Origin of the sequence: Steroidobacter sp. (assembly GCF_036406195.1) — a bacterium.
Taxonomy (GTDB): domain Bacteria; phylum Pseudomonadota; class Gammaproteobacteria; order Steroidobacterales; family Steroidobacteraceae; genus Steroidobacter.
In genome coordinates this window covers 125,129-143,494 of sequence record NZ_DASWVW010000055.1, presented here as the reverse complement: position 1 = coordinate 143,494, position 18,366 = coordinate 125,129, and the positions used below count along the sequence as shown (strand labels likewise).

Genomic DNA, 18,366 nt, shown 5'->3' with positions numbered 1-18,366 from the left:
CATGACGAGCGCGGCGATCGACATCGGCTTTTACGGCAAGCTTCCTTGCAGGGGAGATTTCCTGCAGCGTCGCGCGCCGTCGCTGTTCGTGGATGCCTGGGACGCGTGGCTGCAGGAGTGCATGCACGCGAGCAAAGAGCAGCTGGGAGAGGCGTGGCTCGATGCGTATCTCACGGGTCCGGTGTGGCGATTCGTGCTCGATGCCGGCGTTTGCGGTGATGCGTGTTACGCGGGAGTGCTCGTGCCGAGCGTGGATCGCGTCGGCCGGTACTTTCCTCTGACGGTCGTTGCACAACTCGCCGCCGGTCATTGTCCACTCGACGTTGCATGCGGCGCGGGCGCGTGGTTCGAAGCTGCTGAGGCGTTGGTGATCGAGGCACTGGAAGCCGAGGCGGTCGACATCGAAGCTTTCGACGAGCGTGTCGCTGGGCTCAGCGCACCTCTTGCTGCAGAACATGCGAGAGAGTCGGCTTCGCTGATGCAATCGCTGTGTGACAGCGCGTTTCCTGCGCAGGCGCTTCGGTGGCATGTGCCACTCGAGTCCGCGCAGTCTCTGCAGCGTGCAGTCAACGTGCTGGCGTACCGAGAGATGAATCGTGGATTGAAGCCACTCACCCTGTGGTGGACAGAAGGATCTCAAGCGGTCGGTGCGAGTTGGCTGGCGCTGCGCGGGTTGCCCGAAGCAACGGCGTTTGGCGCCATGTTGTCCGGCGACTGGTCGCGCTCGAGTTGGACCAGTCCCGCGGAGATGCTCGTATGAGGCGCGATCGCATGCTCGGCTGTGAGATTTCGGCTGCGGCGTATTGGGGGCTGCCGTCATGTTGCTGGCGTTGAGCATCATCAGTTCGCAGGCTGCGGCGCTCGGCGCGACCGCATATAAAGTGTTCGACCAGCGCGGCGGCACGATCGGTCGCGTGGGCGGCAACGACTGGGTGCTGCCCGATCCGGACAACTTCGTCTCCAGCCGCCACGCCAAGGTGCGCTGGGAGGCCGACGGCTTTTATCTCGAAGACACCAGCTCGAACGGTACGTTCCTCAATGCTCCGGACAAGCCGGTGTCGCGCACGGTGCCGACCAAGCTGCAGGACGGCGACCGGCTGTTCATCGGCGATTTCGAAATCATCGTGCAGCTCATTGCATCCGCGCCGGCGAGTGCGCCTGGCGTAGGGCTCGGAACCGTTGATCCGCTCGCGGCACTCGGCGCGGGCTTGTCTCAGCCGCGCGCTACGCCGGCCGCGGCAATGGTTCATCCCTCGGCGCCACCTGTATCTGCGGCGCCGCCGGTTCATCCTTCGGCACCTCATCCTGCAGCTGCGCCCGCCGCACCTGGTGCAAGCCTTATTCCTGATAACTGGGAGCCCACGGGTTTCAATAGCGTGTCGGCTGCTCACGCAGTGCCAAGCGCGCCGCAACCGGTTCCAACGCCTGCGCCTGCGCCCGCGGCCGTGCCATCACCGCCGGCGAGCGCGCCTCCTGCGGCTGCTGCTGCGTCTGGCGGCGCTGCGGAGCTGCTCACATCGCTCGGCTTGGATCCTGCGCGTGTCGATCCGGCGATCCAGCAGCAGCTAGGTGCGGTTCTACGCATCGCTGTGCAAGGTTTGATGGACGTATTGAAGTCGCGCGCCGACGTGAAGAACACCTTCCGCCTGCCCATTACCATCATCAAGCCAGTGGAGAACAATCCGCTGAAGTTCTCGATGAACGCCGAAGATGCGCTGTTCAATTTGTTCGTGAAGCGCAATCCCGGCTATCTCGGACCGCTCGAAGCCTTCGAGGAAGGTTTCCAGGACGCGGCGTTTCATCAAGCGGCGGTGCTGGTTGGCGTGCGCGCCGCGTTCTACGCGATGCTGGCGAAGTTTCATCCCACGCATCTGGAGGAAGTCTACGAGCGCAAGGTACGGCGTACCGCGATGCTCGGACTCGGCGGGCGCGGCAAGTATTGGGAGCTGTATCGCGAACGCTTCGAGGAGATAGACCGCGACCGCGAGGCTCATTTCCAAATGCTCTTCGGTGAAGAATTCGCACGGGCTTACAACGAGCACCTGCAGAAGCTCGCCGCGGACGCGCGGCTGCGCAGGCGCTGAGCATGTCCGCAGTGGATACTTCATCACGGAAGGGGTTCACGTGGCGCTGCGCTTCGGCCACGACGAAGGGCAATGTCCGCTCGCACAACGAAGACTCGATTCTGGACCTGTCAGCCTGTGGCCTGTGGGTGGTCGCGGACGGCATGGGTGGCCATAACGCTGGCGACGTCGCCAGTCGCATGATCGTCGAGTCCCTCGCGGGATTCCAGCGGCGCGGCCCTCCAAGCGCGCTGCTCGACGATCTCGAAGACCGACTGACCGAGGTGAATCGGCGCCTCTACAACGAATCGCTCGTGAGCGGCGCGGGTATGAGCGGCAGCACGATCGTCGCGCTGCTCGCGCTCGAGCGCCATTGCATCAGCGTCTGGGCCGGCGACAGCCGCGTGTACCGCGGGCGTGGCGGCAAGCTCGAGCAGATCACACATGATCACAGCGAACAACAGGAGGCGATCGACGGTGGTGTGCCGGATGCGCACACGAACGCCTCGAACGTCATCACACGCGCCGTGGGCGGCGCGCAGGATCTGTATCTCGATATCGAACTACGCGAGCTGCGCAATAACGACCGCTACTTGTTGTGCAGCGACGGGCTGTACAGGGAAATCTCCGAGAACGACATGTCTCATCACTTGACCGCGAACGATCCCGAAGGCGCTTGCAAGGCGCTCATGAAACAGGCGCTCGGCGGAGTGTGCAGCGACAACGTTTCCGTCATCGTGGTGGAGTTCTCCGGCGCATGAACGAGTTCCGGCAGGCTCTCGACGCGCACACGGGCGGCCAGCTTGGCATGGCCGAGCTCGAACGCGTGCTCACGCTCGGTTTGACGCGGCAGCCACAGCTCGCGGCGGCGCACGGCGCCTACATCGAGGCGGTATATCGCAGTGGACGCCTTTCGGGCGAGACATATCTGGCGCTCATCCAAGCGGTGCGTACGTTTCAACAGAGTCAGTCTCCGACGCCGGAACCCAGCGCTGCACAGCCGAGCTCGGCGCAGGAGAGCGCAGACAAGACGCAGTTTCGCGCACCCGCAAAGGCAGCAGCACCGCCACCGTCGGGTGATGCCACTCAGTTTCGCGCGCCACGCGCAGCCGCGCCCCCGAACACTGGCGTCGGCAATGCAACCGGCAGCGCTCAACCCGTAGGGAATGTAACGGGCACGGGCGGGGCCCCAAACAGTGCAAATGTGACCGGCACAGGGAACGTGACGGGCACTGGCGTTCCGACTGGCTCGCGGCCCACGGGCTCGAACTGGTCCGATCCGAGCCTGTGGGCGGGCGATGCCGCTTCGCCAACCCGCGGCAGCATCGTCAAAGATCGCTTCGTGCTCGAGGAAGAGCTGGGGCGCGGCGGCATGGGGGTCGTCTACAAAGCGCGCGACCTGCGCAAGGAGGAAGCGCAAGATCGCAATCCTTACGTGGCGATCAAGCTGCTCAACGACGAATTCAGACGCCATCCCGAATCACTGAAAGCTCTGCAACGCGAGTCGCGCAAGGCGCAACATCTCGCGCACGCGAACGTCGTGACCGTCTATGACTTCGACCGCGACGGCGCGAACGTGTTCATGGTCATGGAATTGTTGGAGGGCCAGTCGCTCGACCGGCTCATTCGCGAACACGAAGAAACCGGGCTGCCACTGGACCGCGCGCTGCGGCTCACGCGCGATATGTGCCGGGCGATGGCGTATGCGCATGAGCAAGGCGTGGTGCACTCGGACTTCAAGCCGGCGAACGCGTTCCTGACCAAGGCCGGTGTCGTGAAGGTGTTCGACTTCGGCATCGCACGCGCGGCCAAGCGCTCCGACAACGTGACGGGTTCGACGACGCTGTTCGATCCGGGAACGCTCGGCGCGCTCACGCCGACCTACGCGAGTTGTGAAATGATCGAGGGCCTGGAGCCCGATCCGCGCGACGACGTGTACGCGATCGCGTGCGTTGCTTACGAGCTGATCAGCGGCAAGCATCCATTCAATCGTTTGTCCGCCGTACAAGCGCGCGACAAGCATATGGTTGCGAAGCGCCCGCGCGGTTTGAAGCGCCATCAGTGGAAGGCGCTGAAACACGGCCTTGCGTTCGATCGCGAGCAGCGCACGGCATCGGCGCAGCAATTTCTCAACGAGTTGCTGCCGCGGCGTCGTCGGCCGGGCACTCACGTTGGTGTCGCTGCCGCAGTGATTGCAGTGCTCGTCATCGTGGGTACGCTCACGCCCGGATATCTGGCGAAGCGCCGCGAGCGAGCGCTGATCGACGCGCTTGCCAAGGGCGACGCTACCGAGCTGGATGCAGTGGTGTTGCAATTGGAGTCGCTTACTCCGGAGCAGCGCGCAGCCATCATGCTCGATGATCGTGCGCGCACCGGGCTCATCACGCTGTTCGAGAACCGCATCAACGCAGCAACGGACCCGAGCAGCGAGAATGTCGACTATCCGCGCGCCCGTGCGCTGCTCATTCAACTGCAGTCGTTCCTGCCGGACTCGCTGGCGGTCAAGGATCTGGATGACCGCCTGGTGGCGCGCGAGAACGACGAGATCAAGCGGCTGAGCGACCTGTTCGATGACTACTTGAAACGCGGCTTGCTCATCGATGCGCAAGGCACACCCAACGTGGGCACGGTGCTGGCGGCGTTGCGCGGCATCGATTCCGAGAACCGGCTGCTGCGCGATCCGCGATTGCCGGGTGCATTCGTGCTGTCTGCCGCGCAAGCTTTGAACGCCCAGGACCCAGCTCTCGCTCAACAATTGGTCAGCGCGGGTTTGTCGTTCGACCCCAACGACGCCATGCTGGCCGACTTGCGCGACCAGGCTCTGCGGGCCACGAACGAGCAGCAGCTAGCGATGCGTGCACAAGCGCTCGAAAGCTCGTTGGGCACCTTGCTCGATGGCCAGGTGCAGTTTGCCGACCTCGAAGGCCGTCGCGCAGAAATCGAGGAACTACGCTCGGTCGCTCCGGACAGCGCAGTCCTCAAGCGCGTTCAGCAACTCGCACAGCAGGAAGTGGGCGAGCAGAGCGCACTACTCGCGAAACAGGGCGACCACGCACAGGCGCTGGAACTCGTCGCGCGCAATGCTGACTTGCTTCCTGTCGCTTTCGTCAACCAACAGCGAGAGCAGCTCACCGCGGGGCAGGGCGCCGCTGCGGAACGCGAGGCGGCTGTCGCACAAATCAAGAGTCGCATAGACGCGTTGGTGCAAGGTGGTGCCGCCGATGCGAAATGGGGCGAACGGTTCGAGCTCGAACTGCGCCGGCTGTCGGCATACGTTTCCAGCTCGGACCCATACGTCGCGCAGGTCAAATCGCAAGCGGCGGATGCATATATCGAGCAAGCGCGTGAATTGCGTGGCGAGCAGCGTTTCGCAGAAGCGAGCCGCATGCTCGACCAAGCGCGTGCTTACGCCCCGAAAGCTGCATCTCTTTCTGCCGAGCAGCAACTGCTCGCCGAAGCGCGTGCGGCGCGCGAAGCCGCTGCACAACAACGTAGTCGACTCGCGCAGCTGGAAGCCCTCAAGCACAAGCTGTTGTTGCAGGCCAAAGCCAATGAGGTTACCGAGGCGCTGGCATCGTTCGCGGAATTGCGCGAGAACTTGCCTAAGAACGACACGTACCTCTCCGACGAGGCTCCCCAAGCGATCGGCGGTGCCTACTTGCGATTGGCGTCGGTTGCAGCCAAGGAAGGGCGCTATGCCAACGCGATTACGCTGACTACGCGCGCCGGCGAAGTCGCGCCTTCGATGGCGGGTGTCAGTCAGGCACGCGACCGGTATCAACGTTATCAGACGCTCGATCAGCGTCTGCAGTCCGCGAATGTGATCGATGTCGGCGCGACGCGCAGCGAGCTCGAACGTCTCGCGAGGCTCGATGCCACCGAGGCCGCGGTTGTGAGGCAGCGCCTCGCGCGCAGTCTCATTGCGCGGATTCGTTCGAGCAACGATGCAGCCCAAGTCGAGCGCCTCACGAATGCCGCGCGCGAGATTTTCGCGGGTGAAGCCATTCTCGAAAGCTTGAATGCACCTGCGACAACAGAAGAACCGACTACTGTTGCGCCCGCGACAGCGGATCCGACGGAGCAGGCAGCGACAACTGCAAGCGAGCAGCCCGCAGGCACGCAGCCGCAGGCAGCACCTGCCGAGCGGAGTACGCAGCGAGTTGCCGCCGTTCGCCCTGCGAATCCGGTCGCGGAAGTTTCCGTGCCCGCACGCAAGCAGCCGGAGATCGCTTGTTCTGCGCAACTTGCTGGCTACGGCAAGCGCAGGCAGGCTGTGTGTTACGACACACTGGACGGCGACGGACGCGGTCCCGATCTCGTCGTGATCCCCGCTGGCGGATCGGTCGGAAAGGTATTTGCGCTGGGACGTACCGAAGTCAGCATCGCGGAGTATTCCGTCTACTGTGAGCGCACTGGCAAGTGCAAAGCACCGACGGGCCCGGGCGATCGACCTGTCACGGGTATCTCGCTCGAGGACGCGCAGAACTACGTCGCCTGGCTGTCGAGTGCCAGCGGCGCCGTCTATCGGCTGCCCACGGATGCGGAGTGGACCTACGCGGTTAAAGCTCAGGGACGTGGCGCGGATGTCAGCTCGATCAACTGTTCAGTGGAGATCGGCGGCAAGAAAGTTCGCGGCGTCGCGCTCGAGCCTGTGCAATCCGGCAAAGCGAATGATTGGGGCCTGTACAACTATCTCGGTAACGCGCAGGAACTGGTCGTAGGCGACAGCTTCATCGCGGCCCGCGGTGGCTCCTACAGCGACAGCATGTCAGCGTGTGCTCCGGAATCGAGCCGCCCGCACTCGGGAGCGGCTGATGCGGTCACGGGCATGCGCGTCGTGCGGGAGATCGGGTGATGCCTGCATGAGTGCCGATCTCGCCGCCCGCCTGCGCGCGCTGGCGCAGGATCATCACGCAGGCAGACTCAATCTGGAGACGTATCGCAAGCTGCGTGCTCCATTGCTCGATTCATTGGAGCTGCACGCGCTGGGGATGGACGAAATGGCCGTCACTCAGCCGCGTTCGCTGGGACGTGCGGCTTCTACGCGGCCTCCGCAAATCACGGGCTCAACCACGAAAGCGCCAGCGCGGCCTACAAAACTACCGCGGCGCATCGTCATCGCGCTGTCGGCTCTGCTGCTGATCGCAGCCGTCGCATGGTGGGCTCTGCACCGTTCGACGCCGGAGGAGCAGACCACCGCGGAAGCGGACGTAGTCGCGCCGGTCAGTCCGGTTCGTGAGGTCGTCGAGCCATTCGTTCAACGCGGAGACTGGAGCGACGCGCATGTTGCCGCCTTGAACGTGGCATTGCTGGAGCTTGGGCAACAGCAGATCGGAGCGGTCGCAGGCGAGCAGTGGTTCAAGCGCTTCGTGGACGATTTGCGCAAGCGCTTCAAGGAACAACAGGCACTCGCGCGAGCACCGCTGACGGCCAAGTCGAGCCCGCTAGCAGCGCTCGCCGTGACCGTGGGCCTGGATCTGAACTCGCCCGATGCGGCTATCCGCATTACCACCAGCGACAGCCTGCATCAGTCTGGAATGCATCAGTCTGGGACACCCAAGCCCACATCAACCGCGCCTGCAACACCTGTAACCGAGGAAGCGCCACGCGAAACTCCGGCGCCGCGCGCGGCGAAAGCCGATGAGGAATCGAGCGCACAGAAGCAGAACACTGATGCCGTAGCTGCCAAAGCCGTGCCCACTGCGTCGAAGGTTGCCGAGTCCATGACTCCTACGACCACGTGCCGCCGCGATCTGATTCGCACGCGCCGGCCGTTCTGTCAGGACACGTTGTCGTCAGGTCAGAGCGGTCCGCAGCTTGCGCTGGTGCCCGCGGGTGAGTTCGACATGGGCAGCGATGTCGCTGCCACCGAGCAGCCAATCCGCCGCGTGAGAGTCAGCGAGCCATTTGCAATCTCGGTGCACGAAGTTTCGCAAGCGGAGTACCAGTTGTACTGCGCCGACACGGGCCGATCGTGCGCCACGCAACCGTGGACGGGCGACGATTATCCAGTCGTCAACGTGAGCTGGCAGGATGCACGCGCGTACGCCGAATGGTTGTCGCGCGAAACGGGCTTTCGATATCGCTTACCGAGCGAGGCGCAGTGGGAGTACGCCGCGCGCGCGGGACAAAGCGGGCTGGTGCCGCGTGGCGATTCGCTGTCGCCCACAGATGCGCACTTTTCCATGCTGGCGAGCCAGACGATGCCTGCGCGCCGCAGCCAAAAATTCAACGACAACGCTTTTCGGTTGATGCACACGCTCGGCAATGTGCGCGAGTGGGTCGAAGACGGATGGGTCGAGAACTTCACCGGCGCGCCCAGCGATGGCTCCGCGGTGAGTTCATCTGCGAACGACATGCGCGTGGTGCGCGGCGGTTCCTATGCCGACGGCGCTACAAAACTGCGGCTATCGATGCGCGAGGGGCTGCCTTCCGAGACGCGAGATGCGTTGACCGGCTTTCGAGTCTTGCGGGAGGTACCGTAAACGTGGCGCGACCCAATTCCGTGTTGTTGACCGCATTGGCTGTCAGCCTGGCGATCAGCACGTCGATAGACAAAGCTCGCGCGCAAGTGCCGCCCGCGGCAACGCCGGGAGGTGTGCTGCCACGGGTCGAACCTGCTGTGCCGCAGACCGAGCAGCGAGGCGATCTCTTCTCCATTCCGCGCGTGTATGACCGGCCGCTCGGACTCGACGAGGGGCCGAGGATCCTGGTCAAGGCGTTCAAGCTCGTCGGTGCCGTGGATCGGCCGGCGCACAGGGTGAGCGTGGCAGAAGCCGAGGCGGTGCTCGAGAAGGCGCGCATCGAGCAGCCCGACACCGGATACTCGATCAACCAACTGCATGAAGTTGCCGGCAACGTCGCAGCGTATTACCGCGAGCACGGCTACATCCTGGCGCAGTCGTTCGTGCCCGAGCAGGAGGTGGTTGACGGCCAGGTGGTTGTCCAGGTGTTGGAAGGTACGCTCGCGGAAGTTCAGGTCGAGGGTAACAAACGCTACCGCGCAAACGTGCTGGAGAGACCTTTCGACTCGCTGCTGGGGCAGCCCATCGAGAAGGACTCGATCGAGTCGGCGCTGCTGACGTTGACGAACTATCCCGGCGTAACGGCGTTCGGCGTGCTCGGCGCCGGTCGCGAAGTGGGCACGAGCCGGCTGACGCTGCGAGTGCAGTCGGAAGATCGATTCGGGATGGAAGCGGCGCTCGACAATCACGGCTCGCAGTTCGCGGGAGAGTACCGCGCTCAGTTTGTCTTCACCTTCAATGATCCTTTGCGCCGCGCCGATCGACTGCAACTCGTCGGGCTATATGCGCTCGACTCCTCCGATAGCAGCACTCACGGCATCTACGGCGGACTCGACTACGAGATTCCGCTGTTCAGTCCGCGCGACTCGTTGCGCGTGCTGCATTTGACGAATACGTACACCGTGGGTGCGAGTGCCGCCAATCTCGCGACAGTCGACACTGAAGGTGAAACGCAGGTCGACGAGATCGGCTACCGCCACGACTTCCCACGCACTCGCCTCGGGTCGGCCAGCATCGGGCTTGCCGTCAACGTGAAGACGGCGGAATTTCGTGCGCCGCCTGCAGCCATCTACGACGACAAGCTCACGACCGCGCGGCTCGACGCGCAATGGGAACGAATCGATACGCGCTTTCGCGGCGTAAATCAGTTCACGTTCTCTTACACGCATGGTTTCAAGGACCTGTTGGGTTCGCTGGGCGACTACGATCCGTCACTTCCCGGCGGTGCCAGCCGGCTGGGCGCCTCGGGTGAGTTCGACAAGATCTCGCTGCAAATCCAACGCCTGCAGCGCCTCACGCAGACGACCTCCATTCTTCTTCGCGTGGAGGGGCAGTACAGCGACGATCCGCTCGTGTCACTCGAACAGTTCTCGCTCGGCGGTCCGGATAGCGTGCGCGCGTACTCCGTCTCCGAAGTGCTCGCGGAACGAGGCGGCGTTGCCTCGCTCGAGTTGATCCTGGGCGCGCCCGGTATCGCGAGCCGTCCCGCATTCGGTAGTTACACGTGGGGTCAGCTGCTGCAGCTATCGATGTTCGCCGATTACGCCAAGGGTTGGCTCAATCCGCCATTGCTGTCCGCGCAGGATCGAAGCGTAGAGCTCAGCGGTGCCGGCGGCGCGATGCAGTTCTCGGTACCAGGGCGTGTGTTCGCGCGCCTGGAAGTCGCGACCCCGTTGTCGAGTCGACCGGTCGGCAACGACCGTGATCCACAGATCTATTTCCGCTTGGGCGCCAGCTTCTGAGGCGTCGTCCGGACCGGTTTCGAATCCTCTGGGTGGGGTTTCCTGTTTCGTTGCGTGCCAGCATGCCTATAAAAGGATTTCAGTCCATGAACCAACGGCCCGCCAATCATCGGCTCATGGAAGCCGTAAAGACGATCTGTGCCAGCCGCGCCGGCCTCTCGGTGCCCGCAGTCGCTCTGCTAGGTTTCAATATCGTGTCGGTGGCGCTCGCCGATCCGACCGGTGGCGTCGTGGTCGGTGGCCAGGCCACGATCTCCACGCCTGCCGCGGGCAGGACCGTGATCGATCAGACCTCGCAACACCTGCAGGTCAATTGGAATACGTTTGATGTGGGCGCCAATGAAAGCGTGCGCTTCAACCAGCCCTCTTCGTCCTCGGTCGCGCTCAATCGCATTCTCGATCAGAACCCGAGCCAGATCTTCGGCAGCATCGAAGCCAACGGACAGGTCATCCTGGTCAATCCCAACGGCATGCTGTTCGGGCATTCCGCGCAGCTCAATGTCGGCTCGCTGGTCGCAAGCTCGCTCGATGTGATCGGCTTCGACGCGGCAACAGGCCGGTATTCGTTTGGCACGTCGCGCTCGGATGTCGGCGCGATCGTCAATGACGGCACGATCACGGCCGCGCGCGGCGGCTCGGTCACCTTGCTCGGCGGACGTGTCACAAACAACGGCAGCATTCTTGCCGATTTCGGCACTGTGAATCTCGCAGCAGGACGTGCGGCGACACTGGACCTCGCAGGCGACGGGCTGTTGCGTCTCGAAGTGGATGGTGAACTGTTCTCGAACAGTGATGGCGCGAGCGCGGCCGTGGCGAACAGCGGCGTCATCGAGGCGAACGGCGGGCAGGTGCTGCTGACCGCTCAGGCCATCGATGGTGTATTCGCGAATCTCGTCAACAACACCGGAGTGGTGCGCGCGAATCGGATCGACAACAGCGGCGGCACGATCAGATTGATCGGCGCCGGTGGCACGGTGCGCTCGAGCGGAGTGCTCGATGCGTCGGCGGGCGATGCCGTGAGCAGCGGCGGAAGGGTCGAGGTCCTGGGCGAGCAGGTTGGCCTGTTCGATGCGGCAGTGGTCGACGTCTCCGGCGCGACTAACGGTGGCACGGCGCTCATCGGTGGCGATTTTCAGGGCAAGAATCCCGACGTGCTGAATGCAGCGCGGACCTATGTGAGCACGGATGCAACGATTCGTGCTGATGCAGGCAGCTCCGGTGACGGCGGTCGCGTGATCGTTTGGGCGGATGAGATCACGCGTTTCAATGGTTCCATTTCCGCGCGCGGCGGCTCGGTGTCGGGCGACGGTGGTTTCGCTGAGGTATCAGGCAAGAACCATCTGGTGTTCCAGGGGGCCGTCGATCTGTCCGCGCCGCGCGGCAATATCGGCACGCTGCTGCTGGATCCAACCGACATCACGATCACCGATTCGCCTGATACCGATCCTGATTTCGAAGATGACGGTACCTATGCGTTCGCCGACGAGGCCGGACCTGCGACCATCGGCAACGCGACCATCGAGGCGCAGCTGGCGATTACGAACGTCGTGCTCCAGGCGACCAACAGCATCGTTCAGGACGCCGACGCGGACATCGACGTTTCAGGTGTTGCGGGCGCAAGCGGCCGTTCGTTGACGCTCGAGGCCGGCGGGAGCATCGAGCTCAGTGGCACGATCCGCATGAACAACGGCGCCGTGACGCTGATCGCCGATAGCGTTGGTGCAGGTGCGAGTGACGGTATCGGCGAGATCACGATGGCGGACGGCTCGTCGATCCACGCCGGAACGGCGGCTGTTTCATTGGCTGCGGCCGAAGACATTCGCGTCACCACGATCGAGGCGGCCGGCGGGGTGACCGTCGCATCGTCCGATGGCGCGATCACAATGGCCGACGGGTCGTCCATCGACGCTGATGCGGGCGCCGTGTCGTTGACCGCCGTAAACGACGTTCGAGTCACCTCGATCACGGCTACGGGTGCTGTGACGGTGACATCGTCCGATGGCGCGATCACAATGGCCGACGGGTCGTCCATCGATGCCGATGCGGACGCCGTGTCGTTGACTGCTGCAAACGACATTCGAGTCACTTCGATCACGACTACGGGTGCCGTGACGGTGACATCTTCCGATGGCGCGATCGTCAACGACAGCGACGATACCACGCTCATCAGCGGAGGCACCGTCACGCTGAGCGGCGAGGCAATCGGATCTCTCGCTGATCGCATTGACACGGACGCGACGAGCATCAGCGCTACTGCCTCGAACGGCGGAGTCTTCATCACCGAAGCCGATGCATTGAATCTCACGGCAGATGCAACGAATGGAGCCGTGAACGTACGCACAGTCAGCGGCGCGCTCACTGTGAATGACGTGACTGGCGATGAGGTGACGCTCGCGGCCGGCGGTGATGGCAGTGGCATCACGCTCAATGGCGAGGTGAACGCAGGAACGGGCAATGTGACGCTGACGGCCGGATCGCCCGCCAGCCGTGGAGCAATCGTTGCTGGCGTGGGCGGCCAGGTCATCGGTGCCGAATTCACGGCCACGGGCTCGTCGATTGGCAGCTCGGGCGCTCGCTTGAGCACGTCCGTCAGTTCGTTGAATGCGACTGCGACGGACGGCAGCATCTTCGTCACCGAGGCGAACGGTTTGAGGCTGAGCAATGTCAGCGCAGCCGGTACGGGCAGCGACGTTGACGTGACGAGCACGACCGGCAATATCCAGGTAGAAACGGTGACGGCTACAGATGCGGTAACGCTGACCGCGACCGAGGGATCGATCATCGACGACGGCACCGATACCACTCGCATCAGTGCTGAAACTTTGACACTGAGCGCGGGGGCATCAATTGGCGGCGCCGCGGGCTCGGATGAAATTGACACGAACGTAGCCTCATTGACGGCTACTGCGGGAACGGGTGGCGTCTACATCGGCGAGCTCAATGGTCTCACGTCCACTACTATTACCGCGTCGAATGCGGGTGCCGATGTACGCCTGACCAGCACGACGGGCAACATCACCGTGAATTCGGTGACCGCGGCGGACGAGGTGACGCTGATCGCTACGGCGGGTTCCATCTTCGATGACAATGCGAATGCCACTCGCATCAGCGCGCAGTCATTGACCCTGAGCGCGGGTGCGGCAATCGGCAGCAACACCGCCACGGGTCAGATCGACACAAGCGTTGCCTCGCTGTCGGCGACCGCCAACGGCGGCATCTACATTGGCGAGCTGGATGGCCTCACGTTGACGAACGTTATTGCCAACACGGGGGGCAGCGACGTAGAGGTAACGAGCACGACCGGGGATATCTGGGTAGACACGGTGACGGCTGCAGATGCGGTAACACTGACCGCGACCGCGGGATCGATCATCGACGACGGCATTGATACCACTCGCATCAATGCTCAATCTTTGACACTGAGCGCGGGGACGGCAATCGGCGGCGCCGCGGGCTCGGATCAAATCGACACGAACGTAACCTCGTTGACGGCCACTGCCGGAACGGGTGGCATCTACATCGGCGAGCTGAATGGCCTCACATTGACGAGCGTCGTTGCAAACGGGGCGGGCAGCGACATAAGCGTGACGAGCACGACCGGCGACATCGAGGTAAACACCGTAAGCGCCGCGGATGCAGTGACGCTGACTACGGCAGGATCGATCACCGACGATGGCTCTGATACCACTCGCATCAATGCCCAATCCTCGACACTGAGCGCCGAGACGGCAATCGGCAGCGGCGTCGGCTCGGGCCAGATCGACACCAACGTAGCATCGTTGACGGCGACCGCGCTCGCGGGCGGTGTCTACATCGGCGAGCTCAACGGCCTCGAGCTCACCAGCATCAACGCGGTTGGCGGCGACGTAAACGTAAGCAGTACGACCGGCGACATTGTTGCAGGAAGTGTCAATGCAACTAACAACGTAACGCTGACGGCGACCGCTGGCGCGATCACCGACGACGACAACGATGCGACGCGCATCAACGGCTTCAACGTATCGCTGAGTGCTGCGACAAACATAGGCACGGTCGTCAACTTCGACGCAGCCGACGATCTGGACGTAGGTTCGTCCGTGGATGTCCAGCTCCTCGGCGCGTTGACTGCGACCGTGGCGAGCAATACCGGATCGATCAATCTGAACATCTCGGGTCAGCCCGACGTTGCGGCGGGCGGCATCACGTTGGGCAGCGGATCGAACCGAGCGGGCGCCATCGTCTTGCAATCCACCGGTAATTTGAACCTCGTCGGGCTCATGCCCGGTGCCATCAACATTGGCAGCGCGAACACGACGAGCGTTGGCCTGCGAGCCGGCTCCATGCTCACGTTGCCGGTCGGTGAATTTACAGACCAGCCAGCAGACCGCTTGCTGGTGAGCGGCGCGTTCGATGTCTTGAACGGCTTCAATGGGCACGAACTTACGTTCGCAGCAAGAGAGCTGGACTTCCGCGCAGGCGGCGGAGATGGGGCCGTCACGTTGAACACCGACGTCGACCAGTTGAGCGCGAGTGTCGGCAACAATCAGAACCTGACGGTGAATGAGGCGGATAGCCTGACAATCGGTACGCTCGACGTGGGAGGCGGCAACATCACGCTCTCGGCGGGCGGCGCGGTCGCTGACGATGGCCAGGACACTACTCGGATCGTGGCCAACGTTGCATCGCTGTCCGCAGCTTCGCTAGGCGGTGCCGGCAACGCGCTCGACACGCAAGTGAATACTCTCTCTGCGTCAACGACGAGCGGCGGCGTGTATATCAACGAAGCCAACGCGCTTGCACTGACGGTGAACGCAACCGGTGGTGCGGCTGATGTACGCACTACGAACGGATCGTTGACCGTCAGCAGCGCGAGCGGCACCGGCGTGACACTGGTTGCCGGTGGCGCCGGCAATGGCATCACAGCCAATGGCGCGGTGAACAGCGGCGCCGGCAATGTGACGATGACGGCTGGCGGTGCCATCGTGCTGAACGACACGCTTCAGACCAGTGGGGGCGACGTTGCCTTGACGACGACTGATGGTGCCATCGCTCAAAATGGCGCCATCAGTACCGGCGGCGGCGACGTGACAATGACGGCCGGTGGCGCCGGCAACGGCGTTACATTGAACAACACGGTGAATGCAGGGGCCGGTGATGTGACATTGACAGCCGGGACAGCGGCGAACCGCGGTGCCATCGTCGCTGGCCTTGGAAGTCAGATCATCGGCGGCTCGCTCACCGCGACGGGTTCTGTGATCGGCACAGGCGCTGCACGCTTGAGCACGGCCGTGAATACCCTCAATGCCACCAGCACCAATGGCGGCATCTTCATCACCGAAGCCGACGCACTCACTCTCAGTGCAAATGCAACGGGCGGCGCGGTGGACGTTAATACTACCAACGGCGCGCTCACAGCGACTTCGGTGACCGGCAACGGCGTGACGCTCGTCGCCGGTGGCGACGGCAGTGGTATCACGCTGAACGGCGCAGTGAATGCCGGCGCCGGCGATGTGGCATTGACGGCCGGTACGGTGGCCAGCCGTGGCGCCATCGTCGCGGGCGCGGCGAATCAAATTACCGGTGGCTCGCTCACCGCGACGGCCTCCAGCATCGGAACGGCCGCAGCACGCTTGAACACCACCGTGAACTCGCTGAGCGCAACGAGTACCAACGGCGGCATCTTCGTCACCGAAGCCAACGCGTTGACTCTGACCGCGGACGCCACGAATGGCGCCGTCGACGTCCGAACCACCAACGGCGCACTCACGGCGACCTCGGTAACGGGCAGTGGCGTGACGCTGGTTGCCGGCGGCGCCGGCAACGGCATCACGCTGAATGGCGCGCTGAACGCTGGCTCGGGTGACGTGACGTTAACGGCCGGCGGCGCCATCGTCGCGGGCGCGGCGAATCAAATTACTGGCAACTCGCTCACCGCGACCGGCTCCAGCATCGGAACGGTTGCCACGCGCTTGAACACCACCGTCAGCTCGCTGAACGCAACGAGCACGAACGGCGGCATTTTCGTCACCGAAACCGATGCATTGACTCTCACCGCGAACGCCACGAATGGCGCCGTCGATGTTCGTACCACCAACGGCGCGATTACGGCGACTTCGGTGGCGGGCAATGGTGTGACGCTGACCGCTGACGGCGCCGGCAACGGCATCACAATCAATGGCACCATAAACGGCGGAGCAGGCGATGTGACATTGACCGCGGGCACGGCGGCCAGCCGCGGCGCCATCGTGGCGAACGCGGCGGCGCAGATCGCTGGCAATTCGTTGACTGCAATCGGCTCCGCGATCGGTACTAGCGCCGCGCGATTGAACACGGCAGTGGCAGCACTCGATGCGACCAGCACGAACGGCGGCATCTTCATCACCGAAGCCGACGCATTGAATCTCACTGCGAACGCCACGAATGGCGCCGTCGACGTTCGTGCTACCAATGGCGCACTCACGGCGACCTCGGCAACGGGCAGTGGCGTGACGCTGGCCGCCGGCGGCGCTGGCAACGGCATCACGCTGAGCGGCGCGCTGAACGCTGGCTCGGGCGACGTGACGTTAACGGCCGGCGGCGCCATCGTCGCGGGCGCGGCGGGTCAAATTACCGGCAACTCGCTCACCGCGACCGGCTCCAGCATCGGAACGGCCGCCACGCGCTTGAACACCACCGTCAGCTCGCTGAACGCAACGAGCACGAACGGCGGCATTTTCATCAACGAATCCGATGCACTGACCCTGACCGCAAGTGCCACGGGCGGCTCGGTCGACGTGCAGTCCAATAACGGCGCACTCAACGTCGCCGCTGTCAGCGGTAATGGCGTGGTGCTGACGGCTGGCGGCGCGGGCAGCGGAATCACCTTGAACGGCGCATTGAACGCCGGCGGGGGAGATGTGGTCCTGACCGCCGGTACGAATGCCAATCGAGGCGCGATTGCCGGCGCGGCAGGTCATTCGATCTCGGGACGCTCGCTCACGGCAACGGCATCGAGCATCGGAGCGAACAATGCACGCCTCAATACGAACATCGATTCGCTGATCGCGGCCGCCAGCACCGGTGGCGTTCATATCACCGAGCAGAATGGCTTGACGCTCGCCAATGTGAGTGCCGCCAGCGACGTGGCCGTGAGCGGAACTGCGGGCGACATCGTCGTCAGCAGCGTCGATGCGGGAGGCAATGTGACGCTGGCGGCGTCAGGGGGTGCGATCGCGGACGACGGCGACGATTCCACGCGCCTGTCCGGCAACGCATTGTCGCTCACCGCTCGGTCGATTGGCGCCGCCTCGACCCTGACGGGCACCGTGCTGAATAGCAGCGGTCGCCTGGACACGGAGGTGACGACGCTCAATGCAACGGCAACTGCCGGCGGCATTTTCATCGATGAGGCAGACGGCTTGCAGAGCGTGAGCCTGCAAGCCTCGGGCGGGGCAGCGGGCGACATCGAGCTGCTCACTCTTGCCGGCGATCTGATACTGCAGCAGGTGAGCGCCAGCGACACATTGCTGCTCGCAGCAGGGCGCAATCTACTCACTGCGCCGGGCGCAAGCGCGATCAAGGCGCGCGCTGCCGAGTTGCGCGCAGGAACGACGGACCCCGCTGGCGGACGGATCGGAACGATCACGGATTCGATCGACCTGCAACTCAGCGCTGGTAACAGCCTGCGTTTGTTCGTGCCTCAGACGATCGATCCCAACGATCCGGATCGCGCGCCGGCGACCCTGCCATCCGCAGGCGTGACCTCGACAGTGACCCTGTTTGGCTTGCAAGGGACGCTGGCCGCGCGCGCCGGCTTCAATCAATTCCAGGGCCTCGGCGAGACACAGTTCACCTCGCCGGCGGAAACCCTGGTGCGATCGTTGCAGAGCCAGACCGGCACGGTACAGGCCGGGCTCGACATCGACTGGGTGTCGTTCGACCCGGAGGTGAGCCTGTTCGGCACCCTGGAGCCCTCGGTCTGTCTGCCGGGCGATCAGCGCGACGAGGAAAGCAGCACGCCGGATTGTTGATTGCGATCGTCGGGGATCCGCTGCTGAAGGCCGCGGATGGCACACCACG

Annotated in this window: 7 protein-coding genes; all 7 read left to right on the top strand. The window is 63.7% G+C overall.

Annotated features, from left to right (window positions below; all coding sequences use genetic code 11):
• Nucleotide 1: 1 nt before the first annotated feature.
• The 7 genes from tagF to VGE08_RS21235 all read left to right on the top strand — a co-directional run bounded on the left by tagF (nucleotide 2) and on the right by VGE08_RS21235 (nucleotide 18,317).
• Entirely contained in the window at nucleotides 2-760 is a 759-nt protein-coding gene (tagF, locus tag VGE08_RS21265) for a type VI secretion system-associated protein TagF (RefSeq protein WP_331069930.1), read from the top strand.
• A 58-nt stretch (nucleotides 761-818) separates the two neighbouring features.
• On the top strand, nucleotides 819-2,084 hold the full coding sequence (gene tagH, locus VGE08_RS21260) for a type VI secretion system-associated FHA domain protein TagH (RefSeq protein ID WP_331069929.1): 1,266 nt from the start codon (nucleotides 819-821) through the stop codon (nucleotides 2,082-2,084).
• Between the two features lie 2 nt (nucleotides 2,085-2,086).
• Nucleotides 2,087-2,824 carry a PP2C family protein-serine/threonine phosphatase gene (locus tag VGE08_RS21255; RefSeq protein WP_331069928.1) on the top strand — a complete coding sequence of 246 codons (738 nt, stop codon included), beginning with the start codon at nucleotides 2,087-2,089 and terminating at the stop codon, nucleotides 2,822-2,824.
• Nucleotides 2,821-6,918, top strand: coding sequence for a protein kinase domain-containing protein (locus VGE08_RS21250; protein WP_331069927.1), 4,098 nt, complete (start codon nucleotides 2,821-2,823; stop codon nucleotides 6,916-6,918). Before VGE08_RS21255 ends, VGE08_RS21250 begins: the two co-directional genes overlap by 4 nt.
• Nucleotides 6,919-6,925: 7 nt before the next feature.
• Nucleotides 6,926-8,548 (top strand): formylglycine-generating enzyme family protein, encoded by a 1,623-nt coding sequence (locus VGE08_RS21245; RefSeq protein ID WP_331069926.1) that lies wholly within the window; start codon nucleotides 6,926-6,928, stop codon nucleotides 8,546-8,548.
• Between the two features lie 2 nt (nucleotides 8,549-8,550).
• Complete coding sequence (locus VGE08_RS21240; protein WP_331069925.1) at nucleotides 8,551-10,329, top strand: ShlB/FhaC/HecB family hemolysin secretion/activation protein; 1,779 nt, start codon at nucleotides 8,551-8,553, stop codon at nucleotides 10,327-10,329.
• Between the two features lie 86 nt (nucleotides 10,330-10,415).
• Nucleotides 10,416-18,317 carry a filamentous hemagglutinin N-terminal domain-containing protein gene (locus VGE08_RS21235; protein WP_331069924.1) on the top strand — a complete coding sequence of 2,634 codons (7,902 nt, stop codon included), beginning with the start codon at nucleotides 10,416-10,418 and terminating at the stop codon, nucleotides 18,315-18,317.
• Nucleotides 18,318-18,366: the final 49 nt, after the last annotated feature.